The sequence below is a fragment of the Aliiroseovarius sp. S2029 genome (genome assembly GCF_023195575.1).
Classification (GTDB): Bacteria; Pseudomonadota; Alphaproteobacteria; order Rhodobacterales; family Rhodobacteraceae; genus Aliiroseovarius; species Aliiroseovarius zhejiangensis.
The window spans coordinates 347,266-373,550 of record NZ_JALPQE010000003.1 but is presented as its reverse complement, the minus strand read 5'-3'; the positions used below and the strand labels follow the sequence as shown (position 1 = coordinate 373,550).

Here is a 26,285-nt window from a genome sequence, read left to right as displayed (position 1 = left end):
ATCAATCCACAGGCGGGGTTGGGCTGATGAGGGAGACATCCTCGGACGTCCGCCGGTTGAGCCGGGGAATGACCCACGATCAGATCCGTGAAAACGGTTTGATTGCAAGGACATGAACCGCTCGTATGGCCCCGTCAAGGTAGAAACCGGAAAGGAAAAGAACATGGCGCTGCCTGATTTTTCGCTGCGTCAGCTTTTGGAAGCTGGCGTTCACTTTGGTCACCAGACCCAACGCTGGAACCCCCGTATGGCGCCGTTCATCTATGGTGAACGCAACGGGATCCACATTTTCGACCTGACGCAAACCCTGCCGATGCTGGACGCCGCGCTGAATGCCGTGCGCGAGACTGTCGCCAAGGGTGGCCGCGTTCTGTTCGTCGGCACCAAACGCCAGGCCGCTGGCGCAATTGCCGAAGCTGCCGAGAAGTCGGCCCAGTACTACATGAACCACCGCTGGCTGGGTGGCACGCTGACCAACTGGCAGACCGTGTCGCAGTCGATTAACCGCCTGAAGGACTTTGACGAGAAGCTGGCGAATGGTGCCGAAGGCCTGACCAAGAAAGAGCGTCTGGGCATGGAGCGCGAGCAGGCAAAACTGCAAGCGTCGCTGGGCGGCATTCGCGAAATGGGCGGCGTGCCGGACCTTCTGTTCGTCATCGACGTGAAAAAAGAAGCCCTGGCCATCGCCGAAGCCAACAAGCTGGGCATCCCGGTTGTGGCCGTGGTCGACACCAACTGCCCGCCGGAAGGCGTGGATTACATCATTCCGGGCAATGACGACGCAGCCCGCGCTATCGCGCTTTACTGCGATCTGGCGTCGCGCGCGGCCCTTGACGGCATGTCGGCCCAGCTTGGCGCCGCCGGCGTCGACATCGGCGCGATGGAAGAGGCGCCGGCAGAAGAAGCTGTTGCCGAGCCCGCCCAGGAAGCTGCCACGGCCGAATAAGCGCCGTGCACGAGCGGGGCAGGGTGATCTGCCCCGCGTCTTGTCACAGAATTGATCCGGGCAAGGTGGCGACCGTTATGTTCTGCGCGCGCCCCGCCCCGACACACCAAGGAGCTGAGATATGGCAATCACTGCTGCACTCGTCAAAGAACTGCGCGAATCCACCGGCGTCGGCATGATGGACGCGAAGAAGGCACTGGTCGAAAACGATGGCGACATGGACGCTGCCGTTGACTGGCTGCGCACCAAAGGTCTGGCCAAAGCCGCCAAGAAGGCCGGTCGCACCGCCGCTGAAGGGCTGGTCGCTGTCGCCGTGTCCGGTGGCAAGGGCGTGGCTGTCGAAGTGAACTCGGAAACCGACTTTGTCGCGAAAAACGCCGAGTTTCAGCAAATGGTGTCTGCCATCGCAAACGCTGCGCTGAACGCCGACGATCTGGACGCGTTGAACGCCGCCGATCTGGATGGCAAGTCTGTTGCTGACACGATCACCAACAAGATCGCCACCATCGGCGAGAATATGTCGCTGCGCCGCATGGCGTCGGTCGAAGGTGACAGCGTTGTGACCTATGTCCACAATGCGGCTGCCGACGGCATGGGCAAGATCGGTGTTCTGGTTGCAATGAACGGTGGCTCGGAAGAGTTTGGGCGTCAGGTCGCGATGCACATCGCCGCCGCCAACCCGCAGGCGTTGAACGAAGCCGAGCTGGATGCAGCGGTCGTCGAAAAAGAGCGCGCCATCCTGACCGAGCAAGCCCGCGAAAGCGGCAAGCCCGAAAACATCATCGAGAACATGATCAAGGGTCGGATGAAGAAATTCCTGGCCGAAGTCACCCTTCTGGGTCAAGATTTCGTGATCAACCCCGACCTGACCGTCGAAGCCGCTGCCAAAGAGGCCGGCGCCGAGATTGTCGGTTACGTTCGTATGGAAGTGGGCGAGGGGATCGAGAAAGAAGAAGCCGATTTCGCCGCTGAAGTGGCCGCCGCCGTTCAAGGCTGATCTGGTCACAAACGAAATCAAGAAAGGGCCGGGAAACCGGTCCTTTTTTTGTGAATCGATTTGATTGAGGAGCGTGCCGCGGCAGGGCAGGTGAAAACGAGATGCGGCGCCAACGGGAAGGTTGACGCCGCAAAGAACCGCACGGGACAAGTGCTTTTCTTTCTAGGAGTTCCGGTGATTAGGTTGCTGGTGCCTTTGGTATGAATATTCCATCAGCACCAGCTCCCGGTTTCCCGGAAGAATGAGACGTTGTCTGAAATCGCAGTACGTCCACCCCTTCAAGTTCCAACGGCTTCAAAGCCACCACTCACGGAACAGTTACATCATGCCGCAAAAATCCGCCGAAGGGAAGTCAGGGTTTCCCTACCGTCAGGTCAATATCTTGTGATCTTTTGTTCGCAAGCAGTCGACAATCTCGCAATTTTATTGCTGATAGGTTCGCACACCTAGAATTGCTCAACTGTGAGGCGAACGAATCTGGTTCAAATAAGCGATTTTTAGAATCGCCTGCGCCGTGGTGTTGACGCCCAGTTTCTCGCGGGCGATTCGCAGATGTTTTTCGACCGTGGCGGGCGACACGCCCATGATGGTCGCGATATCCTGGTTGGTCTTGCCCGTGCCGACCCATTCCAGCACCTCGCGTTGGCGGCTCGACAATCTGGCGCGGGCGGTTTCATGGGGCAGGGACATGATCTTCAGATGTGCCACATGGTTCATCATCTCGATCCGTTCGCCGTCATTGACCCAGATCTGATCGACCTCGTCCTGACTCAGCCCGGCTTGGGCGGTCAACGCCATCACCGCGCGCGCCTGTTTCGCCGACACCGGGAACGAAATGGTATAGCCGGCAGTGACATTCATCTGGCGATTGATTTCGCGCACTTTCAAGCCTTTTTCCGACAGCCTGTGGGCGTTCTGGTGGACCCAGGACCAACTGCATGCGCCGCTGTTGTTCGAGGCCCATTCGATCATCGGTGAATGGCGGTACAACTCGTCTTCGGAATACAGCAGCTTGACATATTCGGGCGGATGCGACGACAGGATCAATGCATCTTCACGCGGGCCCAACGAGGTTGGCGTGGTGAAATGCGTGCAGCCATAAACCAGGCGGTCAAAGCCAATCTCTTTCATCGCGGCGCAATGGATGTCCCACAGTTCCGCGATGGAGGTGCTATCACACACTCTGGACACGTAATCGAGCAGACGATCCATCCAGATCAATCCTTGCGCTCAAGATGCGCAACAAGCGCGTCGATCGCCAGAAGATAGCCCTGAGCGCCGAAGCCGCAAATCTGACCGATGGCAACACGGGCCAGATAACTTTGATGGCGAAACGCCTCGCGGGCGTGGATGTTCGACAAGTGCACTTCGACGGTTGGGACATCGACCGAGGCCACGGCATCCATGATCGCGACGGAAGTGTGCGTATAGGCGCCTGCGTTCAGAATGATCCCGTCATACGCATCGCGGGCTGCATGGATCCGATCAATCAGCGCACCTTCGTGATTGCTTTGAAAGACGTCACAGCTGACATCGCAGGTTTTGGCATGCCTACGGCACAGATCCTCGATATCCGCCAAGCTGGTGTGCCCATAGACCTCGGGCTGACGTTTCCCCAACAGGTTCAGGTTGGGGCCGTTCAGGATTAGCAGGGACGTCATAGAAAATTCCTTCTTCTCGGCGCATTATTTGCCGGAAACACAAGAAAAGTCGAGCGTGAACAGTTATTGGCGACGGGTTCTCGAAAATTGGGGCAAATAACACATAATACCGATTATGCGAGATGTGAACGCGCGTTGCTGCACGCCGCCCTGACGTGCGACACTTATTGGAAATCAGTGTGTTGACGGGTGATCTGTACGCCACTTGTTAGCGGTCTGCGCAATCCTTTGGGTAAACCAATTTGATCTGTCTTATCCCTTGTGGATCTGTGCGCGGTCGTTTTCAGTCGAACAGGTGAAAACACATAGTGCGAGGGAGTGACGCCGTGTTGAGTTTTGCTCTGGCATTGATGCGATTTGCAAAAGCCGTGCTGCGGTCCTGGAACGATCAGGAATTTCGGGCCTGTCTGGCCCTGGCCCTGCTCATGCTTGTGTCCGGCACGATCTTTTACAACCGGGTTGAAGGCTGGACCTGGATTGATGCGCTGTATTTCAGTGTCACCACCATGTCGACCGTCGGCTTTGGCGATCTTTCACCCCAGACCAATGCGGGCAAGATCTTCACGGTGTTCTATATTCTGGTGGGTGTCGGAATTTTCGTGTCGCTGTTTACGTTTCTAGCTCGCGCGCTATTGCAAAGCCCTGACGTCGACACAGAAGGAAGCGACCCGCATGGATCACTTGCGACCAGGAAGGATTAAGGGCGGGGTTGTCGCCCCCTACCCCAGAGCGTAACCGGTCCCGCGCACGGTGCGTAGCGGATCGGCGCCGCCATCCCGGCACAGAGCCTTGCGCAGGCGACCAACATGCACATCGACCGTGCGCGTGTCGACATAGACATCGCGCCCCCAGACCCGGTCCAGCAGTTGTTCGCGGCTCCACACCCGGCCGGGTTTTTCCATCAGGGTGGACAGCAGGCGAAACTCGGTCGGGCCGAGTTTCACCTCGCGATCCGCGCGCGTCACGCGGTGGCTTTCGCCGTCCAGCACGATGTCCTGATACTCCAGCCGTTGCCCGACGGCGGCAGGCCGGGTGCGGCGCAACTGGGTGCGGATCCGCGCCATCAACTCACTGACCGAGAACGGCTTGACCACGTAATCATCCGCGCCGGTTTCCAGCCCGCGCACGCGGTCGACTTCTTCTGAACGGGCTGACAGCATGATCACCGGGATCATCCGGGTGTCCTTGCGGGTTTTCAGGCGGCGGCAAATCTCGATGCCCGACACGCCGGGCAGCATCCAGTCCAGCAAAACCAGATCGGGCGTGACCTCTTCGATCAGGATCAACGCATCATCGCCGTTTTCGGCAAGGGTGACATCATAACCTTCGGCAGAAAGGTTGTAGCGCAGGATTTCCCGCTGGGCCGGTTCGTCTTCCACCAGCAGCACACAGGGCGTGTTGGCGCTCATGCCTTGGCTCCGCTGTTGGTGGTGGCCGGGATCTCGTAGTTGGGCGCGTTGCCTTTCGGGCGTGCCTCGTCCGGCATTTCGCCTTTTACCAGATAGATCACCTGATCCGCGATCGAGGTGACGTGATCACCCATCCGTTCGATATTCTTGGCGATGAAATGCAGGTGCATACAGGATGAAATGTTGCGCGGATCTTCCATCATGAAGGTCAGAAACTCACGGAACAAAGCGTTGTACATCTGGTCGATCTCAAGGTCACGTTCGCGCACATCCTGGGCCAGATCGGCATCGCGACGGATATAGGCGTCCAGCGCATCAGTCAGCATCTGCTGTGCCTCGCCCGCCATCCGTTTGATCGCGCCCGAGGCGCCGTCGATGGGCTGCATATGCACCAGAACCGTGGTGCGTTTGGCCATGTTCTTGGCGTAATCCCCGATCCGTTCCAGATTGGCAGCGACCTTCATCACCGTCAGAACCGTGCGCAGGTCCGAGGCAATCGGTTGACGCAGGGCCAGGACGCGGGCGCAATCCTCCTGGATCTGCAAATCCAACGCGTCGATCTTCTTGTCGTTCTGGCGCACTTTGGCGGCCAGTTCCTCGTCCCGGTTTTTCAGTGATCTGGCGCCCTGGCGGATGGCGTCCTCGACCATGCCGCCCATTTTCATAAGATGGGCCTGAATGTCCTCAAGGTCGCGGTCAAAGGCGGATGCGATATGTTGGTCGGTCATGTTGGTCTCCTGCCCCGTGGTCAGCCAATCCGGCCGGTGATGTAGCTTTCAGTGCGCGGGTCGGTCGGGTTGGTGAATATCCGATCCGTCTCTCCGTATTCCACAAGGTGGCCCAGATGGAAGAACGCGGTTTTCTGACTGACCCGCGCGGCTTGTTGCATTGAGTGGGTCACGATCACCACGGAAAAGTTCTGGCGCAGCTCGTCGATCAGTTCTTCGACCTGCGCGGTCGCAATGGGATCCAGCGCCGAGCAGGGTTCATCCATCAAAAGAACCTCGGGTTTGGTGGCAATCGCGCGGGCGATGCACAGGCGCTGTTGCTGGCCGCCGGACAGCCCGGTGCCGGGCGCGTGCAGACGGTCTTTTACCTCGTCCCAAATGGCGCCGCGACGCAGGGATTTCTCGACGATCTCGTCCAGATCGGCCTTGTTGCGGGCCAGGCCGTGAATGCGCGGGCCGTAGGCAATATTGTCATAGATCGATTTGGGGAACGGGTTGGGTTTCTGAAACACCATGCCGACCTTGGCGCGCAACTGCACGGGGTCGACACGTTTGTCATAGATGTCTTCGCCATCCAGCCGGATATCGCCTTCAACCCGGCAGATGTCGATCGTGTCATTCATCCGGTTCAGACAGCGCAGGAAGGTGGATTTGCCGCAGCCCGATGGACCGATAAAGGCGGTCACGGTGTTGTCCTGAATGTCGACCGACACGTCCTTGATGGCGTGGGTGTCGCCATAGTGGACCTGCACGTTCTTCGCGGTGATCTTGATGTCCTGCATCGTCGCGGTGCCTTCGGTCTTTGTCATGTCGTTCATGTGGTCGGTCTTTCATCTTTCGTTGCGGCGGGCGTCGTGCCGCTTACCAGCGGCGCTCGAACCGGCGGCGCAGGAGGATTGCGATGATATTCATGCTCATCAGGAAGAGAAGCAGGATGATGATGCCGCCCCAGGCGCGTTCGTAAAAGGCCGGATCGGCGCGTTTGGCCCATTCATAGATCTGTGCGGGCATGGCCGAGTTCGGGGCCATGAACCCGTCGATCACACCATCGGGATAGTTCGACGCGATATAGCCCACCATCCCGATCAGAAGCAGGGGCGCGGTTTCGCCAAGCGCCTGTGCCAGACCGATGATGGTGCCGGTCAGGATGCCGGGCATGGCCAGCGGCAGGACATGGTGAAACACCGTCTGCATATTCGAGGCCCCTATCCCAAGGGCGGCCTCGCGGATCGAGGGCGGCACGGATTTCAGCGATGCGCGTGTCGAAATGATGATCGTTGGCAAGGTCATCAGGGTCAGGACCAGCCCACCCACCAGCGGGGCGGATTGTGGCAGATGTGCGAACTGGATGAACACGGCAAGGCCAAGGATGCCGAACACGATGGACGGCACGGCGGCAAGGTTTGCGATATTGACCTCGATCAGGTCGGTGAACCTGTTCTGTGGGGCAAATTCTTCCAGATAGATCGAGGCAGCCACACCGATGGGCAGCGCACAGGCCAGCACCACCAACATCATATAGAAACTACCAAGCATAGAGACACCGATTCCGGCTTGTTCCGGGCGGCTTTCCGAGGCATCCGCCCCGGTGATGAAATCCAGATTGAAGGATTTTGTCACCAGCCCGGCCGTTTGCAGCGCGTCGACAAGATCAAGATGTGCGGGCGTCAGGTTCTTGTCCCGCGCAAGGCTGTCACGGGTCACGCGGCCTTTCAGATAGCCGTCGACACGCGACGAAGCGAGCAGCTTGAACTCCACCGTTTCCCCGATCTGCTCAGGGTGCGCGATGACATGGTCACGAATGACCGCCGCCGCGCCCGAGCTGATCATCTTGCGCAGGTCTTTGCCCTTGGTGAACGGGTTTTCTGCACCCGCATCTGCGATGGCGCGGGCCAAGGCGTCATCAATCAGCGGGTTGTAACCGAAGGTCGTCACCTTCTTGATGGCCTCGATGTCACGGGTGCCGGACTTGTCCAGTTTTGCTTCCTGAAGTTCAACGTTCAGGGTGATGAAGCTTTGCTGAAACGCGCCCGCGCCCTTGAAGATGATCGACGAGACCAACACCACAAGGAACACCAGACCCACCGCAATGGCGGCAATGCCATAGGCGCGGAACCGGGCCTCGGCGGCGTTGCGCTTTCGGGTGCGGTCATCGACCGTCAGGATCGAGGATGTCGCGCGCGGCGTATTCCCATCGGCGAGGTTCGCGTCGGTCATTCGTATTGCTCCCGGTATTTGCGCACGATCATCAGTGCCAGGATGTTCAGGCCGAGCGTCAGGATGAACAGCGTCATGCCAAGCGCGAAGGCGACAAGTGCTTCTGGCGAGGCGAAATCGCTGTCGCCGGTCAACTGGCTGACAATTTTGGCGGTGACGGTGGTCATGGCTTCAAACGGGTTCAGATCCAGCCGGGCCGCGGCCCCTGCCCCCATCACCACGATCATCGTTTCGCCGATGGCGCGGCTGGCGGCCAGAAGCACTGCGCCTACGATGCCCGGAAGGGCTGCTGGCAACACCACCTGACGCACCGTTTCCGATTGCGTGGCGCCCAGCCCGTAGGATCCATCCCGCATCGTCTGCGGCACCGCGTTGATGATGTCATCCGACAACGAGCTGACAAAGGGGATCAGCATGATGCCCATGACCAGCCCCGCCGTCATCACCGACCGTGCGCCCTGCATCCAGCCCAGCCCATCGGCACCAAAGACGCCCACCAGCATCGGCCCGACCACGGTCAGGGCGAACAGGCCATAGACGATGGTGGGAATGCCGGCCAGCACCTCCAGCAAGGGTTTGGCAACGGCGCGGGTGGTTTTGCCTGCGTATTCGGCCAAATAGATGGCCGCGAACAACCCGATGGGCACCGCGACCAGCAGTGCGACCAGCGATATGTAAAGTGTGCCCCACAAAAGCGGCAGGATGCCCAGATGCTCGGACCCGCCGCGCCCTTCAGGGCTCCAGACCGTGCCGAACAGGAAATCGGTCATCGGGAACATGCCGAAGAAGCTGATCGTGTTGAACACCAGCGACAGGACGATGCCGATCGTGGTCAGGATGGCCAGCGACGCCGCCCCGATCAGCAACAGCTTCACGCCGGTCTCGACTCTGTTGCGGGCATGAAAATCGCCGGTGCTGCTGCGCAGCGCGAACAGAAAGCCGCCTGCCGCGATGATCAAGACAACCACGGTCAAGGCCAGGGTGCCTGTTTCGCTTCGCGCGCGCAAAGCCTGCGCGGCGCTCAGGATGGTGGGGCTGACCTCGCCCCCCAGCGCGACGCCCACCTGTGCCAGTTGCGCGCGCAGATCGGTGCTGTCGGCATCAAGTGCGGCAATGCCTTCGCGGGTCATCACATTCTGGCGCACCATTTCGTCCAGGCCTTCGGCGACACGGGCCACATCGCTCATCACAAGGTTCAACTGGCCCGAGCTTTCATAGTGGGTTTCGGGGATTGCCCCGGCCACGCTGGCGTGGATCACGATGGGTTGAAGGATCACCCAGAGACACAGCACAAGAAGTGCCGGCACCAGCGCCAGCATCGCTACGTTGTATCCATAAAAGCTGGGCAGCGAATGCAGTTTGCGCCGATCCCCCCCCACCGACGCCAGGGCCCGGGCACGGCCCAGAACAAAGCCAAGCACCGCCAGCGCCAGAATGATCACGAGAAGCCAGAATGCGGACATGGGAACTCTTCGTCATCTGTGCAGTTCCGTTGCTGGATCTGCGGGGTGAAGCGGTGCGGGACCCCTGCCCCGCACCGCTGTTTTTTAGTTGGTCAGCACGTCTTCGGCAGCCACGGCGGCCTGTGTTGCTGCCAATTCGGGATCGGCTACCAGACCGTATTCGGACAACGGACCATCCGGGCCGGCGATCTCGTCCGCGACGAAGAACTCGGCGAACTCTTTCAGGCCGGGGATCACGCCGATATGGGCTTTCTTGATGTAGAAATAGAGCGGACGCGACACCGGGTATGCACCGCTTGCGATGCTTTCGGTCGACGGCAGAACCCCCGACATGGTGGCCACTTTCAGCGTGTCGGTGTTGTTTTCATAGAATGCCAGGCCGAAGATGCCGATGCCGTCCTTGTTCGACGAGATCGAGGCCAGCGTTTCGGTATAATCCCCGTCGATATCGACCGATTTTCCATCGGTGCGAACCGCGATACAGGCTTTCTCGGCGGCTTTCTTCTTGGCTTTCTCGTCATCGCCTTCGGCGGCTTCAAGATAGAGGTCAAAGGCGCCAGCGGCTTCGCAGCCGGCCAGCAGCACCTTGTCTTCGAACACTTCGCGGGTGCCGTGCTTGGTGCCGGGGATGAAGGCGGCGATGTCGGCGGCGGGCAAGGCTGCGTTGAATTCGGCCCACTGATTGTAAGGATTGTCGACCAGCGTACCGTCGACCACCACCTTAGCACCCAGCGCATTGAAGATGTCGATGGGTTCAAAAGCGCTGAAATCCGGGCCGTCGATCTGGCTGGCAAACACGATGCCGTCATAACCGATGCGCACCTCGACAATTTCGGTCACGCCAGCGGCAGCGCAGGCCTCAACTTCGGACGATTTGATCTTGCGCGAGGCGTTCGCGATGTCGATGGTGTTTTCCCCCACCCCTTCGCAAAACCGCTTCAACCCGGCGGACGAGCCACCCGATTCGACCACCGGTGTCGGGAAGTCGAAGTTTTCCCCGAACGCTTCGGCCACGATCGACGCATAGGGAAGCACCGTCGACGACCCGGCCACCTGTACCTGATCACGGGCAAAGGCTGCGGTTGCAGAGGCGGCGGCAATCGCCAGGGTGGAGGCGGTCAGTTTGGCAAAGGACATGATGAACTCCTGTCTGTCTGTGTCATCGCCCACTCGGACGACATGCCACTGTCCTATGGGTCCTGATCAAAGCTTTTGTGACGAATCTGTAAAAGTAATGTGACAAACCGCCGGGGATTGCCGGATTTCATGCGGATCGTAAACTCAACCCGCCGCGGCCGCAGGCAGAGTGACCGTGAACGTGCTGCCCTGCCCCATGGCGCTATCGATCCTGAGCCGACCGCGATGGCGGTTCACGATATGCTTGACGATGGCAAGGCCCAGACCGGTGCCACCCATTTCGCGTGAGCGATGGGTGTCGACACGATAAAAGCGTTCGGTCAGCCGCCCAAGATGCTTGGGGTCGATTCCATCGCCATCATCTTCGACCGAAACCTCGACACCCGGCCCCTTGAAGGCGGGCACCTGTTCCAGCGCGCGGGTGGTGATCCGCACATTCCCGCCCTCGCGCCCATATTTGATCGCGTTTTCGGTCAGGTTGGTCACGACCTGCGTCAGTTGATCGCGATCCCCTGTCACAAGGGCGGGCTGCTCGTCGCACGGTTGGATCACCAGTTCGACCTGCCGATCCGCGGTCGCCGGGCCAAGCGTCGTTGCGACCATCGCGATCACCTGATCCAGATCGACCAGATCGGTGGGACGCATCCGGGCCATGTCCTCGACCCGGCTCAACGACAGAAGATCCGTGACCAACCGGTTCATGCGCCCTGCTTCTTCTGCCATGATGTCCAGAAACCGAGCACGCGCGGCGGCATCGTCACGGGCCGGGCCGCGCAGGGTTTCAATGAAGCCGGTCAGCGCGGTCAGCGGGGTGCGCAGCTCGTGGCTGACATTTGCCACGAAATCCGAGCGCATCTGCCCCGCCTCTTCCTGTGGCGCGGTGTCCACAAAGGCCATGAGAACGGAGTGATCGGACTCAAGCGCCGCCATATGGACATCAAAGATCTGTTCCCGGCCATGCGTTGTCACAAGATAGCGGGCCGTGGTGGATGTGGTGCCTTCGATCACAGCCTCAACAGCATCAAGCAAGGCAGGCTGGCGGATGGCCGTCGCCAGATGGCGCCCGGTCAGATCCCCCCGAAACAGGTCACTCGCGGCCCCGTTCTGGTCCGCGATGCGCCGATCACCCCCCACCACCAGCGCGGGCAAGGGCAAGGCATGCAGGACTTCGCTTGACGTAGGCACACAGATCCCTTTCCGACATGTTGCGTCAGTCTTAGGGATGGCGGGATATCGGCGGCAGGTCAAACCCCAAAAAAATGCGGCGCCCATCACAAGGCGGGAATTGCAAACCCCCGGATCGCCTTATATGTGTAAATCGAATTGGTGATGTGAAGGCCTGCAGCCACGGCGCCGCGGCGCCGGGGAATGGTGTTCAGAACTGTGAGAGATTTCAACCTGGTATCGTGTAATGACTGAACGACGCAGTGATAAACCAATGCTCCTGGCACTAGGCGACGATCCCGTCGCAGACGACCGGCTGAATCAGGTCTGCCGCGTCACCCCCATGTCCTGCGAAGCATTCTATCGGATGTCGCGCGACGCGTTTGATCAGACCCGCATTGACCTTGTGACGTCGTCCCTGTTCTGTGCGCAGACAGATTGCATCGAAATCGGGCAGCACCTGAACGCCATCGGGTTTCAGGGCATATATCTGGTGCGGGCCGATACGCTGCCCAACCCTGCGGTGATCCGGCGCGAACTGAAGCAACTCTATCCGAGACTTGATTGCCGGATTGTGACGCCGGAGGCGCTGATCAGTTTCATGAGCAGCGCACAGCCGGTGTCGGGTCAGTAAATCAGGTCATGATCATCGCCCGCCACCTGATCATAATGGCGCGCAAGATAGCTGAGCGCGACGCGCAGCAGGTATTTTCCTGACCGGGCCGGCATTGCCATATCAGCCTCGATCCGCTCCATCCCCCGTTCATGGCAACAGACCGCCATGGCAATCTGCCCAAGCTCCGGGCCAAGCGCGGTGATCGCGTCGCTGAACCGTCGCCGGGCATCAAGCTTGCGGTCCGAGGGGTGGCCCGCCCGCACCGCCTGCCCTTGCCCGGCAGCCTGCACCCGATCCCAACTGTTCAACCCCGAGACCGCGCATTGACCCAGCGCGAAGTCGCGGTGCAACCGTTCGGCGGCGCGCACCAGATCGGGCGAAAGATAAGGCTTCTTCGCACCTTTCGCGCGCCCCAGGACACGCACCGGGCTGTCCGCCCCGATCGGACGCCGGGTCCGTTGAGTGCTCCGGGCGGCCTTGCCCCGCGTGCCATCCCCCGGCAGACCCATGAAGGGGGTCTGAGCCTCGGCAAACCCGGTGGCGCGGCTTTCCGCCTGCGCCAGCATGCGGTTCAAGGCGACACGACCTTCTGCGGTCATGTGATAGCGACAGATCCGACCCTGCGTGATGCCTTCGATCCAACCGCGCAGGGCCATGACCTCGACGACCTCGGTCGGTCCCTTCGCCAGAGTTGCGGGATCGCCATCGTCCCGGGCGGCCAGCACAACGGCTGTGTCCACCCCCTGGCTGACCACCATCACCGCCCGATCCTTCATCATCGCCCTGAGCAGACGCATCATATGCGGCGATACCGGGTCTTCCATCGTGTCATCCTGCCGGTGATCGGCAGGGTCCAGATCGGCCTGACCATCCCGCACCCCTGCCCCAAGACGGGTCAGAAGCGCATCGACAAGAGGATCATCGCGGCGCGCTTCGGTCTTGCGCACCTGGCGCATCACGGTCGACGCATGAACCCCCATATCCCGCGCGAGAGAGCGAATTGACGTGCCCTTTTCCGTGTGTTTCAGATACAGGTGAACCTCGTCCGGCAACCAGCGCAGTACAGAGTAGTGTTCGATCCCAGATGGCGTCGCGTTTTGCATTCAAGCCCCTTCCAATTGGCGTTCCGTGCGCTTCGCGATCATTCACCGCGCAACCGCAGGTTGAATTTTAGCCGGTTAGACCTATCATTCGATTGGTTAGCGGTTCGTTAACCTAATCGGCCTGCGATAAGGATTGTTGCCGAAGCGGTAAGAATTGTTAAAGGCCGCGCACGGTCGGCGGTGGCTTGGCGCAACACCCGCTTAGGTTGTGCAACGATCAGGGGGAATCATTGAAAGGATACCCCCATGACCGACCCCTTCACCTGCATCAAAGCCCTTCGTCGTCCGCGTTTGCTTGTGCGCGCCGCGCGGTTCGGTCTGGTTGACTACAACCGGGACAGAGACTTGAAAAAACTCATGAAAACAGCCGCGACCTCCAGCCCTGCGACCGCGATTGACGAGCTGTTGCAGGAAGAAGCTCGGTTGGAAGACACCCGCAAATCGGGGGATGCATCCTATTCCATCGCCCATCATGTCGAGGTGCTGATTGCCCTGATGTCTGAACTGCGCTTGCTGCCTCAGGGACCGCGTGAGGTGCGATAAGGCGCATCTCTGATCACGATAGGTTAAGGGGGCTGTTAAGCCCCCTTAGCAGGTCATTAACCGATAAGAACGGATCGCGAACGATTCCACCTCAGCCGAAGGCATCCGGCATCGAGGCTTTCTTGGCCTCGACATAATCGCGCAGACCTTCGGCAATGCCCGGATCCATTCCGGGTTGTTGATAGTCGGTCAGCAATTTCTCGACCCGCGCCGCGGCCAGGGATTCGGTGTCGCGCGCGCCTTCTTCTTCCCAGGTCTCGAACGGTTTGTAGTCCAGAAGCTCGGACCGCCAGAACGCGGTTTTGAAGTTCGCCTGCGTGTGCGCGCAACCCAGATAATGCCCGCCCGGCCCGACCTCGCGGATGGCGTCCATCGCCTGTGCGTTTTCGTCCACGGATATGCCCTTGGCCAGATGGTGCAACGTGCCCAATTGGTCGGCATCCATGACGAATTTCTCGAAACTCGCAACCAGACCGCCTTCCAGCCAGCCTGCGGCGTGCAACATGAAGTTCACACCCGACAACAGACCCATGTTCAGGCTGTTTGCTGTCTCATAAGCGGCTTGTGCATCCGGCAGTTTCGATCCGTTGAACGATCCCGCCGACCGGTAGGGCAGCCCCAGGCGACGGAACAGCTGACCGGCGCCGTAGGTGATATGCGCGGCCTCTGGGGTGCCGAAGGTCGGCGCGCCCGAGTTCATGTCGATCGACGACACGAACGCGCCCGCCACCACCGGCGCGCCTTTGCGCACCAGCTGGCTATAGGCGACACCTGCCAGCACCTCGGCCAGAACCTGCGTCAGCGTGCCGGCCACAGATACCGGTGCCATGGCCCCACCCACGATGAAAGGCGAGATGATCGAGGCCTGATTGTTGGCCGCAAACACCTCCATCGCGCCCATCATCACGTCGTCATATTGCATGGGTGAGTTGATGTTGATCAGCGATGTCATCACGGTGTTTTGCTGCACGAAGTCCTTACCGAACAGGATTTCGGACATCTCGATGCTGTCCTGCGCACGTTCGGGCGCCGTGACGGACCCCATGTAAGGCTTGTCCGACAGCGTCATGTGGGCCAGCAGCATGTCCAGGTGACGCTTGTTCACCGGCACATCGGTGGGTTCGCAGACCGTACCGCCGGAATGGTGCAGCCATTTCGACATATAGGCCAGTTTCACGAACTTGCGGAAATCCTCCATCGTGGCATAGCGCCGTCCACCGGCCATATCGCGCACGAAAGGCGGGCCATAGACCGGGGCCAGAACAAGGCTCTTGCCCCCGATCTCGACATTCCGTTCGGGGTTGCGGGCGTGCTGTGTAAAACTGCTGGGCGCCGTCTTGCACAGTTCGCGCGCCAATCCACGCGGGATGCGCACCCGTTCACCGCTGACATCGGCCCCGGCGTCTTTCCAACGCTCAAGGGCGGCCGGGTTTTCGACGAAGTTGACACCAACTTCTTCCAGCACCGTTTCGGCATTGTATTCAATGATCTCCAACGCCTCGTCATTGAGGATTTCGAGGTTCGGGATGTTGCGCGCAATCGTCTTGGCGCATTCGATGCGTACGGCGGTGCGTTCCGCGCGACGGGCTGCGCCGCCGCCTCCGCGACCACGACGACGGGTGGGTGCCTCGGTCATGGATGTCCTCCAAACTGTCCTGTTGCTTTGTGAATATCCTGCGGGTCCGGTCAAATCCGCTCGCAAGCGTCCTTCGCGGGGCAAAAGCGACATCCAGCGGGAAAAGGTCGAAAAAATGTCCGTCGAGCCGCCTGCCTGGGCACGGCGGGACTTGCGCCCGCCCCGCCCCTGCCCTAATCGGTTTGCATGACAGATCAGAGCCACGACCGCCTTCTTATCATCGACTTCGGCAGCCAGGTGACGCAGCTTATCGCGCGTCGTTTGCGCGAATTGAACGTTTATTGCGAAATTCACCCTTTTCAGAACGTCACGATGGACTTCGTGCGCGAGATGGCCCCGAAAGCCATCATCCTGTCCGGTGGCCCTGACAGTGTGACCCGCGAGGGCAGCCCCCGCGCCCCGCAAGAGATCTTCGATTTCGGCGTGCCGATTCTGGGCATCTGCTATGGGCAGCAGACGATGATGACGCAACTGGGCGGCAAGGTGGTCAGCGGTCATGGCACTGCCGAGTTCGGCCGCGCCTATGTCACCCCGGAAGCCAAGCTGGATCTGCTGGACGGTTGGTTTGAACACGGGGTCGAACAGGTCTGGATGAGCCACGGCGACCATGTTGCAGAAATCGCACCGGGGTTTCAGGTTTACGGCACATCGCCCGGCGCCCCGTTCGCGATCACCGCTGATGTGTCGCGACACTTCTATGCGGTGCAGTTTCACCCAGAGGTCCACCACACGCCCAAGGGCGCGAAGCTGTATGAAAACTTCGTGCGTCTGGCCGGGTTCAAGGGCGACTGGACCATGGGCGCCTATCGCGAGGAGGCGATCCGCCAGATCCGCGAACAGGTGGGCGACAAGAAGGTCATCTGCGGTCTGTCCGGCGGTGTCGACAGTTCGGTTGCCGCGGTGCTGATCCACGAAGCCATCGGCGATCAGCTGACCTGTGTGTTCGTGGACCACGGCCTGCTGCGCAAGGGCGAGGCCGAAGAAGTCGTCACCATGTTCCGCGACCACTACAACATGCAACTGATACACGCGGACGAGCAGGAATTGTTCTTGGGCGAGCTTGACGGGCAGTCCGATCCGGAAACCAAGCGCAAGATCATCGGGCGTCTGTTCATCGACGTGTTCCAGAAACACGCGGACAAGATCGAAGGGGCCGAGTTTCTGGCGCAGGGCACCCTGTACCCGGACGTGATCGAAAGCGTCAGCTTCTCGGGCGGGCCTTCGGTCACGATCAAGTCGCATCATAATGTGGGTGGGCTGCCGGAAAAGATGGGCCTGAAGCTGGTCGAACCTCTGCGTGAGTTGTTCAAGGACGAGGTGCGCGAGTTGGGCCGCGAACTGGGTCTGCCTGCCCATTTCATCGGTCGCCACCCCTTCCCCGGCCCCGGCCTGGCCATCCGCTGCCCCGGAGAGATCACCCGCGAAAAACTGGACATCCTGCGCGAAGCCGATGCGGTCTATATCGACCAGATCCGCAAACATGGCCTGTATGACGAAATCTGGCAGGCCTTCGTGGCGATCCTGCCCGTCCGCACCGTGGGCGTGATGGGCGATGGGCGCACCTATGACTACGCCTGCGCGCTGCGCGCCGTGACGTCCGTGGATGGGATGACGGCGGATTATTATCCGTTCAGCCATGAGTTTCTGGGCGAAACCGCCACGCGTATCATCAACGAGGTCAAAGGCATCAACCGTGTGACCTATGACGTGACCTCGAAACCCCCCGGCACGATCGAGTGGGAGTGAGCCTTTCGGGTGTTGCAGAGTTTCTGCACCGCCTGATCCGCCCTCACCTTTAAGTTGTATATTACATTGCGCAATGCTGCTTTGACGGAATATGATCCGCTCAGGTTCAATCAGTGTGGAAGCGCAGAATATGAAGGCAATCCTCGTGCGGATGATCACAGGCCTTACGGCGCATATGCGGGTCCGGCCGGTGCTGGCCCTGCTGCGCAAATTTCAACATCGCCCGGCTGTCCAGCGCATGTCGCGCTTTTTCGATCCGAATTACATCAGGAAAATCAGGCCCTTCCGGTGCCACCCCAAGTTAATGACCGTCCATTGGAACGGCACCCGACTGCTGGTTGATGTGAACGATCACATCGGGTTTCAGACCTATATTCGCAACGAACCGTTTGAAATGACCGTCCACGCCGTGGCGCGGCAGCTTGGTCTGGCCCGTGGCGATGTGATCCTGGACATCGGCGCCAATATCGGGACGGCCAGCATACCGATCTGTCGCGAGCTTGGCTGCGAACTTGCGGCGGTCGAGGCGTCGAAAGACAATGCGGCCCTGCTGCTCAGGAACATCGCCCTGAATGATGTGAAAGCCCGCGTGGATGTGGTCGCACTTTGCGCGGATACGGGGGCGGACGGGTTTGTGAAGCTGCATCTGCGGGACGGGAACCGGGGTGCAAACTCCTTGCATGCGGAGTGGGCGGCAACGGCGGGCGACACGGCGTTTGAATGGGTGCCCGCCCTGACGCTGGACGACTATGTCAACCGGTCACGAATTGCGGACCGGATCAGGCTGATCAAGATTGACGTGGAGGGGGCAGAGCTGGATGTCCTGCGCGGTGGGCAAGGTTTCCTGAAAACAAACACCGCGCCGATCCTGATGGAATACAGGATCGACGCGGGCGATACGACACGCGACATGCTGTTTCAGGTGCTTGCCGGGCTTTGCGCCGATTATGAGGTGCATGCGCTGGATGACCGAGGCAACAGGCAGCCTTTCGACCGCAACACCCCCTATGCCAACGTGATCTTCGTGCGGCGCAGGATGGCGGCAGCGGCCTGACCCTTTCCGCTTTCAAAACCGTGATCGTTTGATACCCTGCCCCCATGTCCAGGATCAGCCTGACAGGATATATGGATGTTCCCGCCGCCCGGCTGCCTGCGGTCCGGGCTGCGCTAGCCGACCATATCGCTCTGACGCGGGCTGAACCCGGGTGCCTGCGCTTTGACGTCACCGAAGATCTGACACATCCGGGTCGTTTTCAGGTGTCGGAGCGTTTCGCAACGCGCGCCGCTTTCGAAGCGCATCAGGATCGCAGCACGAAAAGCCCGTGGGCTGACGTCACGGCGGGTCTTCCACGCCGCTACACGGTCAGCGAGGTCACTGCGTGACGCCGACCCTGCGCGCCGCGCTATGGATGACAGGGGCGATCGCCTCTTTCACCGCGATGGCCATTGCCGGGCGCGCGGTCAGTCATCAGTTGGATACGTTCGAACTGATGCTCTATCGCTCCTGCGTCGGGTTTGTCATTGTCCTGACCATCCTGACCGTCGGCGGGCGATGGGCCGAGGTCTCCGCCCGCAACACGCCACTGCATCTGGTGCGCAACCTCGCCCATTTTGCCGGGCAGAACCTGTGGTTTTTCGCATTGACCGCCATTCCCCTGGCACAGGTCTTTGCGCTGGAGTTCACCTCGCCGCTCTGGGTGGCGGCGCTGTCTCCGCTGGTGCTGGGTGAGCGGCTGACGCGGCCCCGCGCATTCAGCGCGGCGGTGGGCTTTGTCGGGATCCTGATCATCGCGCAACCCGGGTCGGGTGGTGGGTTGTCGGTGGGGCTTGGCGCGGCGGCACTGTCGGCGGTCTGTTTCGCCTTTACCGCGATGTTCACCCGTCGCCTGACCCGCTCCGAGACCACACTGGGCATCCTGTTCTGGCTGACCGCGACCCAGCTTGTGTTCGGGCTGGTGACGGCGGGCCATGATATGGACATCTCCCTGCCCGACCGAAGCACCGCACCCTGGCTGGTGCTGATCGGCTGCGCGGGGCTGTTGGCCCATGCCTGTCTGACCACGGCTCTGTCCCTGGCGCCCGCGTCAGTGGTGATCCCCATCGACTTTACCCGTCTGCCGCTGATCGCCCTGATCGGTGCGCTGTTTTACGACGAACCGGTGGGTTGGGCGCTGATCGCAGGTGGTGGGCTGATTGTCCTGGCCAACCTGGTCAACCTTCGGGCCGAAGCATCGCCCTTGCGGCGCAAAACCGGTCTGCACAACCTGTGATCGCACCCTGCCGACCGTGCCGGGGCAAAGAACCGTGTCCTTTCCACATCTTTTTACGGCTTATAAACTCCGCCGAACGATCTTACCCAAGGTAACGATTGACCAAGATCAACTGCGACAAATAGCTTTGGATTATGTAACCCACTTATCGGACAGTTTGTGGTTCACGGGAGGAATGATGAACAAACTAACACTCACAACCGCTGCGCTTTTCACCGCGGCAGCGACCACCGCACAGGCGGGGATTGATCGGTCTGACCAGGACATTTCGATCCTGTTTGAGGAAGGCAACTACCTGTCCTTCTCATACGCCAATGTCAGCCCGACCATCGAAGGAACCGCTGCCGGTGTCTTTCCGATCAGCCAGTCGGCCGTCGATTTCTCGATGTTTTCATTGGGATACAAGACCCAGTTGAGCGACAACCTGAGCCTTGCACTGATCTGGGACCAGCCCTATGGCGCCAGCATCTCCTATATCGACCCCCCTCTAGCCCCGGGTATGGCCGAGGTCAAAAGCTCGGCTCTGACCGGTATTTTGCGCTATGAAATGGGCAATGGGTTCTCGGTCCACGGCGGTGTGCGCGCCCAGAAAGTCTCGGGTGAGATCATTTCGAGCCTTGGGGCATTGAGCGCGGAAAGCGGCACCGAATGGGGTGGTCTTGTCGGCGTGGCTTATGAAAAGCCCGAGATCGCGCTGCGTGTGGCCCTGACCTATTTCACCGCGGTCGATCATGCGTTGACCGGCGTACGCGCCACGCCGTTCGGAGTGGATGCCGTGACCGGTTCCGTTGAGATGCCGGAAGCCATCAATCTGGATTTCCAGACCGGTATTGCTGAAAACACATTGCTGTTCGGTTCGATCCGTCACGCAAAATGGGATGGAATCTCGCTGGATACGACCGGCCCGGCCTTCGGGGACGCCAACTGGGTGAACTTTGTCGAGGACATTACATCTTATGAGCTCGGCATCGGGCGCCGTCTGAACGAAAATTGGTCGGTGTCGCTGTCGCTGGGGTATGAAGGCGGGTCGGACACCGGCACCACCTTCCTGGCACCGGCAGGCGCATCACGCTCGATCGCACTTGGTGCCAAATACACCCAGGGCAATTACGACATTGCGGCGGGTGTACAATACACCAAGTTCGACACCAAAACGGTGACATCGGGTGGCCTGCCCGTGGTCTATGACGGTGGCAGCGCCGTGGCTGTCGGCGTAAAAATGGGCCTGCGTTTCTGAGCTACACTCAGCAGACCTTTGTAAACGCCCTGTGCCTGATGCGCGGGGCGTTTTTCGTTTCACGCCGAGTTTTCTTTTCACCTGCCTTCCCAGGATGATGCGAACCAATTGACCCGCCCGTCCTGGCCCCTTACCAAGGACCAAAATGACCGGGTGAACGATGCTGTATCAAAACGCGCAGGACTGGCTGGATGCCCCGCACAAGCGGGTGTTGTTTTTTGGCATGTCCGGCTTGGGCAAGACCTTTCTGTCGACGATGCTGCGCAAACAGGGCGATTGGTTCCACTACTCGATCGACTACCGGATCGGCACCCGGTACATGGACGAATACATCACCGACAATCTGAAAACCCAGGCGATGCAGGTGCCCTTTCTGCGCGACCTGCTTTTGTCGGATTCGATCCGCATCGCGCCCAAGATCCGGTTCGACCACCTGACCCCGATGGCCACCTATCTGGGCAAACCCGGTGCCCCCGGCAAGGGCGGGCTGCCGATCGAGGAATATCGCCGCCGCCAGTCACAGTTTCGCACAGCCGAAACCGCCGCCTTGATGGACACCGGCCATTTCATCGAACGGGCCGAAAAAATCTATGGCTATCCGCATTTCATCTGCGACACCGGCGGGTCGATCTGCGAATGGATCGATCCGGCCCTGTGCGAAAACGACCCCCTGATCGCTGAGCTAAGTCAGCATTGCCTACTGGTCTGGCTCAGGGGGGACGAGGCGCATACCCAACGCCTGATTGACCGCTTCGACCGCGACCCCAAACCCATGGCCTATCAACCTGAGTTCCTGGCCCGGGTGTGGGAGGATTATCTGTTGAAAAACAGCTTGAAAGCCGACGAAGTTGAACCCGACGCCTTCATTCGCTGGACCTATGCGCAGGCGCTTGCCCATCGTCAGCCGCTATATGAACACATGGCGCGCTATGGCGTGTCGCTCTGCGCCCACGAGGTGTCCGCGATCCAGACGCCGCAGGATTTCACGGCGATGATCGCCACGGCGATTGACGCCGCCTGATCCACACCTATCTTACCACCTTCTGTTGTTGACCAAGGACATCTGACATGCCGATCAAGATCCCCTCATCCCTGCCCGCAGCAAATGTGCTGAAGGACGAGGGCGTGATGGTCATGTCCGAAGATCAGGCCGACAAGCAGGACATCCGCCCGATGCGGATTGCGCTGTTGAACCTGATGCCCAAGAAGATCGAGACCGAGACCCAGTTTTCCCGGCTGATCGGTGCACATCCGTTGCAGATCGAGCTGACCCTTTTGCGCCCGTCCGAGCATACGTCGAAAACCACCAGTCAGGCGCATATCGGTGCGTTCTATCAGCCGTGGGAGGACGTGCGCGATCAGAAATTCGACGGGTTGATCATCACCGGCGCGCCGATCGAGCATCTGCCCTTCGAAGACGTCACCTATTGGGATGAAATCAGCCAGATCTTCGACTGGACACAGACGAACGTGCATTCCACCTTCGGCGTTTGCTGGGGGGGGATGGCGATGATCTATCACTTCCACAAGGTCAAGAAACATATACTGGAGGCCAAGGCCTTCGGGTGCTTCCCGCAAAAGAACCTTGATCCCGCTTCGCCTTATCTGCGCGGGTTTTCAGACACTTGCGTGGTGCCCGTCAGCCGCTGGACCGAGATGCGGCAGGCCGAAATTGACGCCGCTGACGGGCTGAGAACCCTGTTGGGATCGGACGAGGTCGGGCCGTGCCTGGTCGAAGATACGGCGCATCGCGCGCTCTATATCTTCAATCATTTCGAATATGACACGGGCACGCTGAAGGGTGAATATGACCGTGACATCGCCAAGGGCGCACCGATCAATGTGCCGATCAATTACTATCCCGGCAATGATCCGACGAAACGGCCCGAAAACCGGTGGCGCAGCCATGCGCATCTGCTTTACGCCAACTGGATCAGCGAGATGTATCTGACCACGCCGTTCGACATCGACCAGATCGGGGAAACCAGACAAGACCGCCGCAACTGACCTGGCCGGGGTCGCCTGGCGATTGCCAACCCGCGGCCTTCGCCCCATAATGGCGTGAAATCAGGAGTTTGCGTATGTCTTTGCCGTTCGATGGTGCCATCTCGAAATTTTTTCATGAGACTGCACCGGATGCGGTTAAAAGAGCGATTGCAGAGGGTCACAAGAAAGACATCCTGTCGGACACCTATCCCTATGACAACCGGATGGACAAGAAAATCTATCAGGCCGAGATCGAGGCGCTTCAGCTTGAACTGGTCAAACTGCAGGCCGATGTGAAAGCCACGGGCAAGCGCGTCGTGGTGATCTTCGAAGGGCGCGATGCGGCGGGCAAAGGCGGCACCATCAAGCGATTTCGTGGAAACCTGAACCCGCGTGTGGCGCGGGTCGTGGCCTTGTCAAAACCGTCCGACCGTGAGGCAGGTGAGTGGTATTTTCAACGTTATGTCAAACACTTGCCGACCGAAGGTGAGATCACATTGTTCGACCGATCCTGGTACAACCGCGCGGTGGTTGAGAAGGTGTTCGACTTCTGCACCGTGGCCGAGCGCGAAGCCTTCTTCCGCCAGCTTCCCGACTTCGAGGACATGCTGGTCGATGAAGGCATCCATTTCGTGAAGCTGTGGCTGAATGTTGGACGGGCTGAGCAATTGCGGCGCTTCCTTGCGCGCGAAAAGAACCCGCTGAAACAGTGGAAACTCAGCTGGATTGATGTCGAAGGTCTGAACCGGTGGGACGCCTATACCGACGCAATCAAGGAAACCTTTGATCGCAGCCATCGCCCGCGCGCGCCCTGGACCATTGTGCGGTCAGACGACAAGAAACGTGCGCGTCTTGCCGCCATTCGTTCCGTGCTGCAAAACATTGAATACGCAGGTAAAGACAAAAACGTCGCGCATGCGCCAGACAGCAGGATCAGCGGTGGGCCAGAGGTTTGGGATGGCTAAACGCGGTTATCACCACGGAAATCTCAGGCAGGCGCTGGTCGATGCAGCCCTTGAACTGATCGAGGCGAAGGGCCCGACCGGCTTCACCCTGTCCGAAGCTGCCAAGCAGGCAGGCGTCACCCCTGCCGCCGTCTATCGCCACTTTGCCGGGCGCGAAGACCTGATCGCCGAGGCCGCACGTCAGGGGTATGAAATTTTTGCTGATTTGATGGTCTATGCCTATGACAAGGGTCAGCCATCCGCCCTGGCCAGTTTCGAGGCCACGGGCCGGGCCTACCTCGCCTTTGCTCGCAAATATCCCGGCCACTATATCTCGATGTTTGAAAGCGGGATCTCCACCAACCATTCCGCCGAACTGGCCCGCGTGGCTGGGCGAGCAATGGGGGTTCTGGAAAAGGCCGCCGAGCGTCTGGCCGAGAACATCCCCGAAAACAAGCGCCCCCCCGCACGGATGGTCAGCGCCCATATCTGGGCGATGAGCCACGGCGTGGTTGAACTGTTCGGGCGTGGCAGTCCGGGGCAGAAAAGCCCCTTCCCGCCCGAAGAGCTTCTGGAAAGCGGGATCGGGATCTATCTTCGCGGTTTGGGGCTGATCCGGCCGGACGATTGATGCACTGCGCTGCCGGTCAGACCAGCAAGCGGTGACACAGCTCCAACCCGTCAATCAGGCGATCCACCTCGTCTTTCGTGTTGTAAAGCCCGAACGACGCCCGCGCCGTTGCCGACACGCCCAGATGCTCCATCAACGGTTTGGCACAATGATGGCCCGCCCGGATCGCAATGCCCTTCTTGTCAAGAATGGTCGAGATGTCATGCGCATGCGCCGCGCCTTCCATCGTCAAAGAGAAGATCGCCGCCTTGCCGGGTGCGGTGCCTTGCACGTTCACCCAATTCAGCCCGTCCAGCCGTTCGGACGCATAGGAGGCCAGCGCGGCCTCGTGGGCGGCAACGTTGTCCATGCCCAGATCCATCAGATATTCCAACGCCACGCCCATACCGATGGTCTGTACGATGCCCGGGGTGCCGGCCTCGAATTTCAAGGGCGGCGCGGCATAGGTGACATTGTCCTTCGTCACCTCGTTGATCATGTCACCGCCGCCGAAGAAGGGCCGCATCTCGGCCTGTCGATCGGCTCGGATATAGATCGCCCCCGACCCGGAGGGACCATAGAGCTTGTGCCCGGTGATCGCATAGAAATCACAGCCGATATCCTGCACGTTGACCGGCATATGCACGGCCCCCTGCGAGCCATCCACCAACACCGGCACATTCCTGGCGCGTGCCTCAGTGCAGATGGTTTTCACATCCACCACGGTGCCGAACACGTTCGAACACTGGGTGACGGCAATCAAACGGGTGCGGTCGGTGATTGCGTCCAGCACCTTTTGCGGATCCAGTGACCCATCCGGTTCCGGGTCGACCCATTTCAGCACCACGCCTTGACGTTCGCGCAGGAAATGCCAGGGCACGATATTGGCGTGATGCTCCAGCGTGGACAGGATGATCTCGTCCCCCGCCTGCATCCGCGGCGCGGCCCAGCCATATGAGACAAGGTTGATGCCTTCGGTGGTGCCGGAGTTGAAAATGATCTCGGCTTCCGAACCGGCGTTCAAAAAGCGCGCGACAATGCCCCGAACGGCCTCGTATTTCTCGGTCGCCAGGTTTGACAGGTAATGCAACCCTCGGTGAACATTGGAGTATTCCTCGGCATAGGCGCGTGTCACGGCGTCAATCACCACCTGCGGCTTCTGCGCCGAAGCGCCATTGTCCAGATAGGTCAGAGGCTGGCCATTCACCTGCCGCGACAGGATGGGAAAGTCGGCCCGGACTGTGTTGATATCGAACATGACGCGGGCTCCGATCAGTTGGGAAGGGTCATCGGCGCCGGTTCGACACCCAGAAGGACCAGAAGGAAAGACAGGGCAAAGACCGTCAGGATCATGAAGCCCAGGATCGACGCAAAGACCAGCCCTGTGGATGCAAAGCCATGGCTTTCGGTGGTGAAATGGCTCAGCACCCAGAAAAACAGGAAGATCGAGGCGATCATGGTGATCGCGGCCAGGCCCGGTGCGAACAGGGTCAGAAGCAAGGTCAGGGCCTGCACCATCAGAAAGATGAATTCCATCCAGACGACAGTGATGATGGCGTCCGACAGGCCGCCCTGCCCGCCGAACATCCGCCCGATCACATATATGCCCCAGGCCAGCCCGAACATGAACGCCGCCTCGATCACCCCCAGCAGAACCGGGCTGGACAGGACGGACCCCACCTGTGCGGCATCAAGCGGAAACATCATTCCCGCCAGCACACCCAGGGCGGCATTCACCACCACCACCAGCGCCAGCGCGGTCCACAATGTCTCGCGCGGAAGGTTCAGGTCGAACAGATCGCGCGCGACCTTGCGTGGTTCCGGCACTGTTTGCAGCGCCATACCAAACAGATACCCAGGTTCAAGCCGCAT

Annotated in this window: 27 protein-coding genes; 14 read left to right on the top strand and 13 right to left on the bottom strand. The window is 60.0% G+C overall.

The annotated features are described in order from the left end of the window. Positions 1-163 precede the first annotated feature (163 nt). Positions 164-946 carry a 30S ribosomal protein S2 gene (gene rpsB / locus MUY21_RS08670; protein ID WP_248409936.1) on the top strand — a complete coding sequence of 261 codons (783 nt, stop codon included), beginning with the start codon at positions 164-166 and terminating at the stop codon, positions 944-946. A gap of 121 nt (positions 947-1,067) precedes the next feature. Further along, on the top strand, positions 1,068-1,943 hold the full coding sequence (gene tsf, locus MUY21_RS08665; RefSeq protein WP_248409934.1) for a translation elongation factor Ts: 876 nt from the start codon (positions 1,068-1,070) through the stop codon (positions 1,941-1,943). A gap of 456 nt (positions 1,944-2,399) precedes the next feature. On the opposite strand, the gene MUY21_RS08660 is transcribed toward tsf, so the two are convergent. Continuing rightward, positions 2,400-3,155 (bottom strand): LuxR family transcriptional regulator, encoded by a 756-nt coding sequence (locus MUY21_RS08660; RefSeq protein ID WP_248409933.1) that lies wholly within the window; start codon positions 3,153-3,155, stop codon positions 2,400-2,402. 5 nt (positions 3,156-3,160) lie between these two features. Then, entirely contained in the window at positions 3,161-3,604 is a 444-nt protein-coding gene (gene aroQ / locus MUY21_RS08655) for a type II 3-dehydroquinate dehydratase (protein ID WP_248409931.1), read from the bottom strand. A gap of 326 nt (positions 3,605-3,930) precedes the next feature. On the opposite strand from aroQ, the gene MUY21_RS08650 reads away from it, so the two are divergent. Continuing rightward, a complete protein-coding gene (locus MUY21_RS08650) occupies positions 3,931-4,305 on the top strand; it encodes a potassium channel family protein (RefSeq protein ID WP_248409929.1) in 375 nt (124 codons plus the stop codon). Positions 4,306-4,323: 18 nt separating this feature from the next. On the opposite strand, the gene phoB is transcribed toward MUY21_RS08650, so the two are convergent. The 7 genes from phoB to MUY21_RS08615 form a co-directional block, all read right to left on the bottom strand. Beyond that, positions 4,324-5,013 (bottom strand): phosphate regulon transcriptional regulator PhoB, encoded by a 690-nt coding sequence (gene phoB, locus MUY21_RS08645; protein ID WP_248409928.1) that lies wholly within the window; start codon positions 5,011-5,013, stop codon positions 4,324-4,326. Further along, positions 5,010-5,741 (bottom strand): phosphate signaling complex protein PhoU, encoded by a 732-nt coding sequence (gene phoU / locus MUY21_RS08640; RefSeq protein WP_248409927.1) that lies wholly within the window; start codon positions 5,739-5,741, stop codon positions 5,010-5,012. Before phoU ends, phoB begins: the two co-directional genes overlap by 4 nt. 20 nt (positions 5,742-5,761) lie before the next feature. Continuing rightward, positions 5,762-6,559 (bottom strand): phosphate ABC transporter ATP-binding protein PstB, encoded by a 798-nt coding sequence (gene pstB / locus MUY21_RS08635; protein WP_248409926.1) that lies wholly within the window; start codon positions 6,557-6,559, stop codon positions 5,762-5,764. Between the two features lie 43 nt (positions 6,560-6,602). Further along, positions 6,603-7,958 (bottom strand): phosphate ABC transporter permease PstA, encoded by a 1,356-nt coding sequence (gene pstA / locus MUY21_RS08630; protein ID WP_248409924.1) that lies wholly within the window; start codon positions 7,956-7,958, stop codon positions 6,603-6,605. Beyond that, positions 7,955-9,421, bottom strand: a complete 1,467-nt coding sequence (gene pstC, locus MUY21_RS08625; RefSeq protein ID WP_248409922.1) for a phosphate ABC transporter permease subunit PstC — start codon at positions 9,419-9,421, stop codon at positions 7,955-7,957. Before pstC ends, pstA begins: the two co-directional genes overlap by 4 nt. 84 nt (positions 9,422-9,505) lie before the next feature. Further along, on the bottom strand, positions 9,506-10,558 hold the full coding sequence (locus tag MUY21_RS08620) for a substrate-binding domain-containing protein (RefSeq protein WP_248409921.1): 1,053 nt from the start codon (positions 10,556-10,558) through the stop codon (positions 9,506-9,508). A gap of 144 nt (positions 10,559-10,702) precedes the next feature. Further along, positions 10,703-11,743: an ATP-binding protein gene (locus MUY21_RS08615; RefSeq protein ID WP_348984586.1), complete on the bottom strand. Its 1,041-nt coding sequence runs from the start codon at positions 11,741-11,743 to the stop codon at positions 10,703-10,705. Between the two features lie 253 nt (positions 11,744-11,996). On the opposite strand from MUY21_RS08615, the gene MUY21_RS08610 reads away from it, so the two are divergent. After that, positions 11,997-12,356: a hypothetical protein gene (locus MUY21_RS08610; RefSeq protein WP_248409920.1), complete on the top strand. Its 360-nt coding sequence runs from the start codon at positions 11,997-11,999 to the stop codon at positions 12,354-12,356. Here MUY21_RS08610 and MUY21_RS08605 read toward each other — a convergent pair. After that, entirely contained in the window at positions 12,350-13,441 is a 1,092-nt protein-coding gene (locus MUY21_RS08605; protein WP_248409919.1) for a DUF6456 domain-containing protein, read from the bottom strand. The genes MUY21_RS08610 and MUY21_RS08605 overlap by 7 nt on opposite strands. 246 nt (positions 13,442-13,687) lie before the next feature. Between MUY21_RS08605 and MUY21_RS08600 the strand changes: the two genes are divergently transcribed. Continuing rightward, complete coding sequence (locus MUY21_RS08600) at positions 13,688-13,984, top strand: DUF6477 family protein (RefSeq protein WP_248409918.1); 297 nt, start codon at positions 13,688-13,690, stop codon at positions 13,982-13,984. A gap of 91 nt (positions 13,985-14,075) precedes the next feature. Here the strand turns inward: MUY21_RS08600 and MUY21_RS08595 are convergent, their stop codons facing one another. Then, on the bottom strand, positions 14,076-15,620 hold the full coding sequence (locus tag MUY21_RS08595) for a trimethylamine methyltransferase family protein (protein ID WP_248409917.1): 1,545 nt from the start codon (positions 15,618-15,620) through the stop codon (positions 14,076-14,078). Positions 15,621-15,806: 186 nt separating this feature from the next. On the opposite strand from MUY21_RS08595, the gene guaA reads away from it, so the two are divergent. The 9 genes from guaA to MUY21_RS08550 all read left to right on the top strand — a co-directional run bounded on the left by guaA (position 15,807) and on the right by MUY21_RS08550 (position 24,434). Then, a complete protein-coding gene (guaA, locus tag MUY21_RS08590; RefSeq protein ID WP_248409915.1) occupies positions 15,807-17,366 on the top strand; it encodes a glutamine-hydrolyzing GMP synthase in 1,560 nt (519 codons plus the stop codon). Between the two features lie 130 nt (positions 17,367-17,496). Beyond that, complete coding sequence (locus MUY21_RS08585; protein WP_248409914.1) at positions 17,497-18,420, top strand: FkbM family methyltransferase; 924 nt, start codon at positions 17,497-17,499, stop codon at positions 18,418-18,420. Between the two features lie 44 nt (positions 18,421-18,464). Beyond that, positions 18,465-18,749 (top strand): putative quinol monooxygenase, encoded by a 285-nt coding sequence (locus tag MUY21_RS08580; protein WP_248409913.1) that lies wholly within the window; start codon positions 18,465-18,467, stop codon positions 18,747-18,749. Further along, on the top strand, positions 18,746-19,636 hold the full coding sequence (locus tag MUY21_RS08575; RefSeq protein WP_248409912.1) for a DMT family transporter: 891 nt from the start codon (positions 18,746-18,748) through the stop codon (positions 19,634-19,636). Before MUY21_RS08580 ends, MUY21_RS08575 begins: the two co-directional genes overlap by 4 nt. Before the next feature lie 178 nt (positions 19,637-19,814). Continuing rightward, positions 19,815-20,873 (top strand): hypothetical protein, encoded by a 1,059-nt coding sequence (locus MUY21_RS08570; RefSeq protein WP_248409911.1) that lies wholly within the window; start codon positions 19,815-19,817, stop codon positions 20,871-20,873. A 160-nt stretch (positions 20,874-21,033) separates the two neighbouring features. Continuing rightward, positions 21,034-21,894, top strand: coding sequence for an ATPase (locus tag MUY21_RS08565; protein WP_248409910.1), 861 nt, complete (start codon positions 21,034-21,036; stop codon positions 21,892-21,894). 47 nt (positions 21,895-21,941) lie between these two features. Continuing rightward, the gene (metA, locus tag MUY21_RS08560) at positions 21,942-22,880 is read left to right on the top strand and encodes a homoserine O-succinyltransferase (protein WP_248409909.1); all 939 of its coding nucleotides are present in this window, start codon (positions 21,942-21,944) and stop codon (positions 22,878-22,880) included. 74 nt (positions 22,881-22,954) lie between these two features. Beyond that, positions 22,955-23,824, top strand: a complete 870-nt coding sequence (ppk2, locus tag MUY21_RS08555; protein ID WP_248409907.1) for a polyphosphate kinase 2 — start codon at positions 22,955-22,957, stop codon at positions 23,822-23,824. Beyond that, the gene (locus tag MUY21_RS08550) at positions 23,817-24,434 is read left to right on the top strand and encodes a TetR/AcrR family transcriptional regulator (protein WP_248409906.1); all 618 of its coding nucleotides are present in this window, start codon (positions 23,817-23,819) and stop codon (positions 24,432-24,434) included. Before ppk2 ends, MUY21_RS08550 begins: the two co-directional genes overlap by 8 nt. A gap of 16 nt (positions 24,435-24,450) precedes the next feature. On the opposite strand, the gene MUY21_RS08545 is transcribed toward MUY21_RS08550, so the two are convergent. Continuing rightward, complete coding sequence (locus tag MUY21_RS08545) at positions 24,451-25,671, bottom strand: cysteine desulfurase (RefSeq protein WP_248409904.1); 1,221 nt, start codon at positions 25,669-25,671, stop codon at positions 24,451-24,453. A 14-nt stretch (positions 25,672-25,685) separates the two neighbouring features. After that, on the bottom strand, positions 25,686-26,285 hold the full coding sequence (locus MUY21_RS08540) for a YIP1 family protein (protein ID WP_248409903.1): 600 nt from the start codon (positions 26,283-26,285) through the stop codon (positions 25,686-25,688).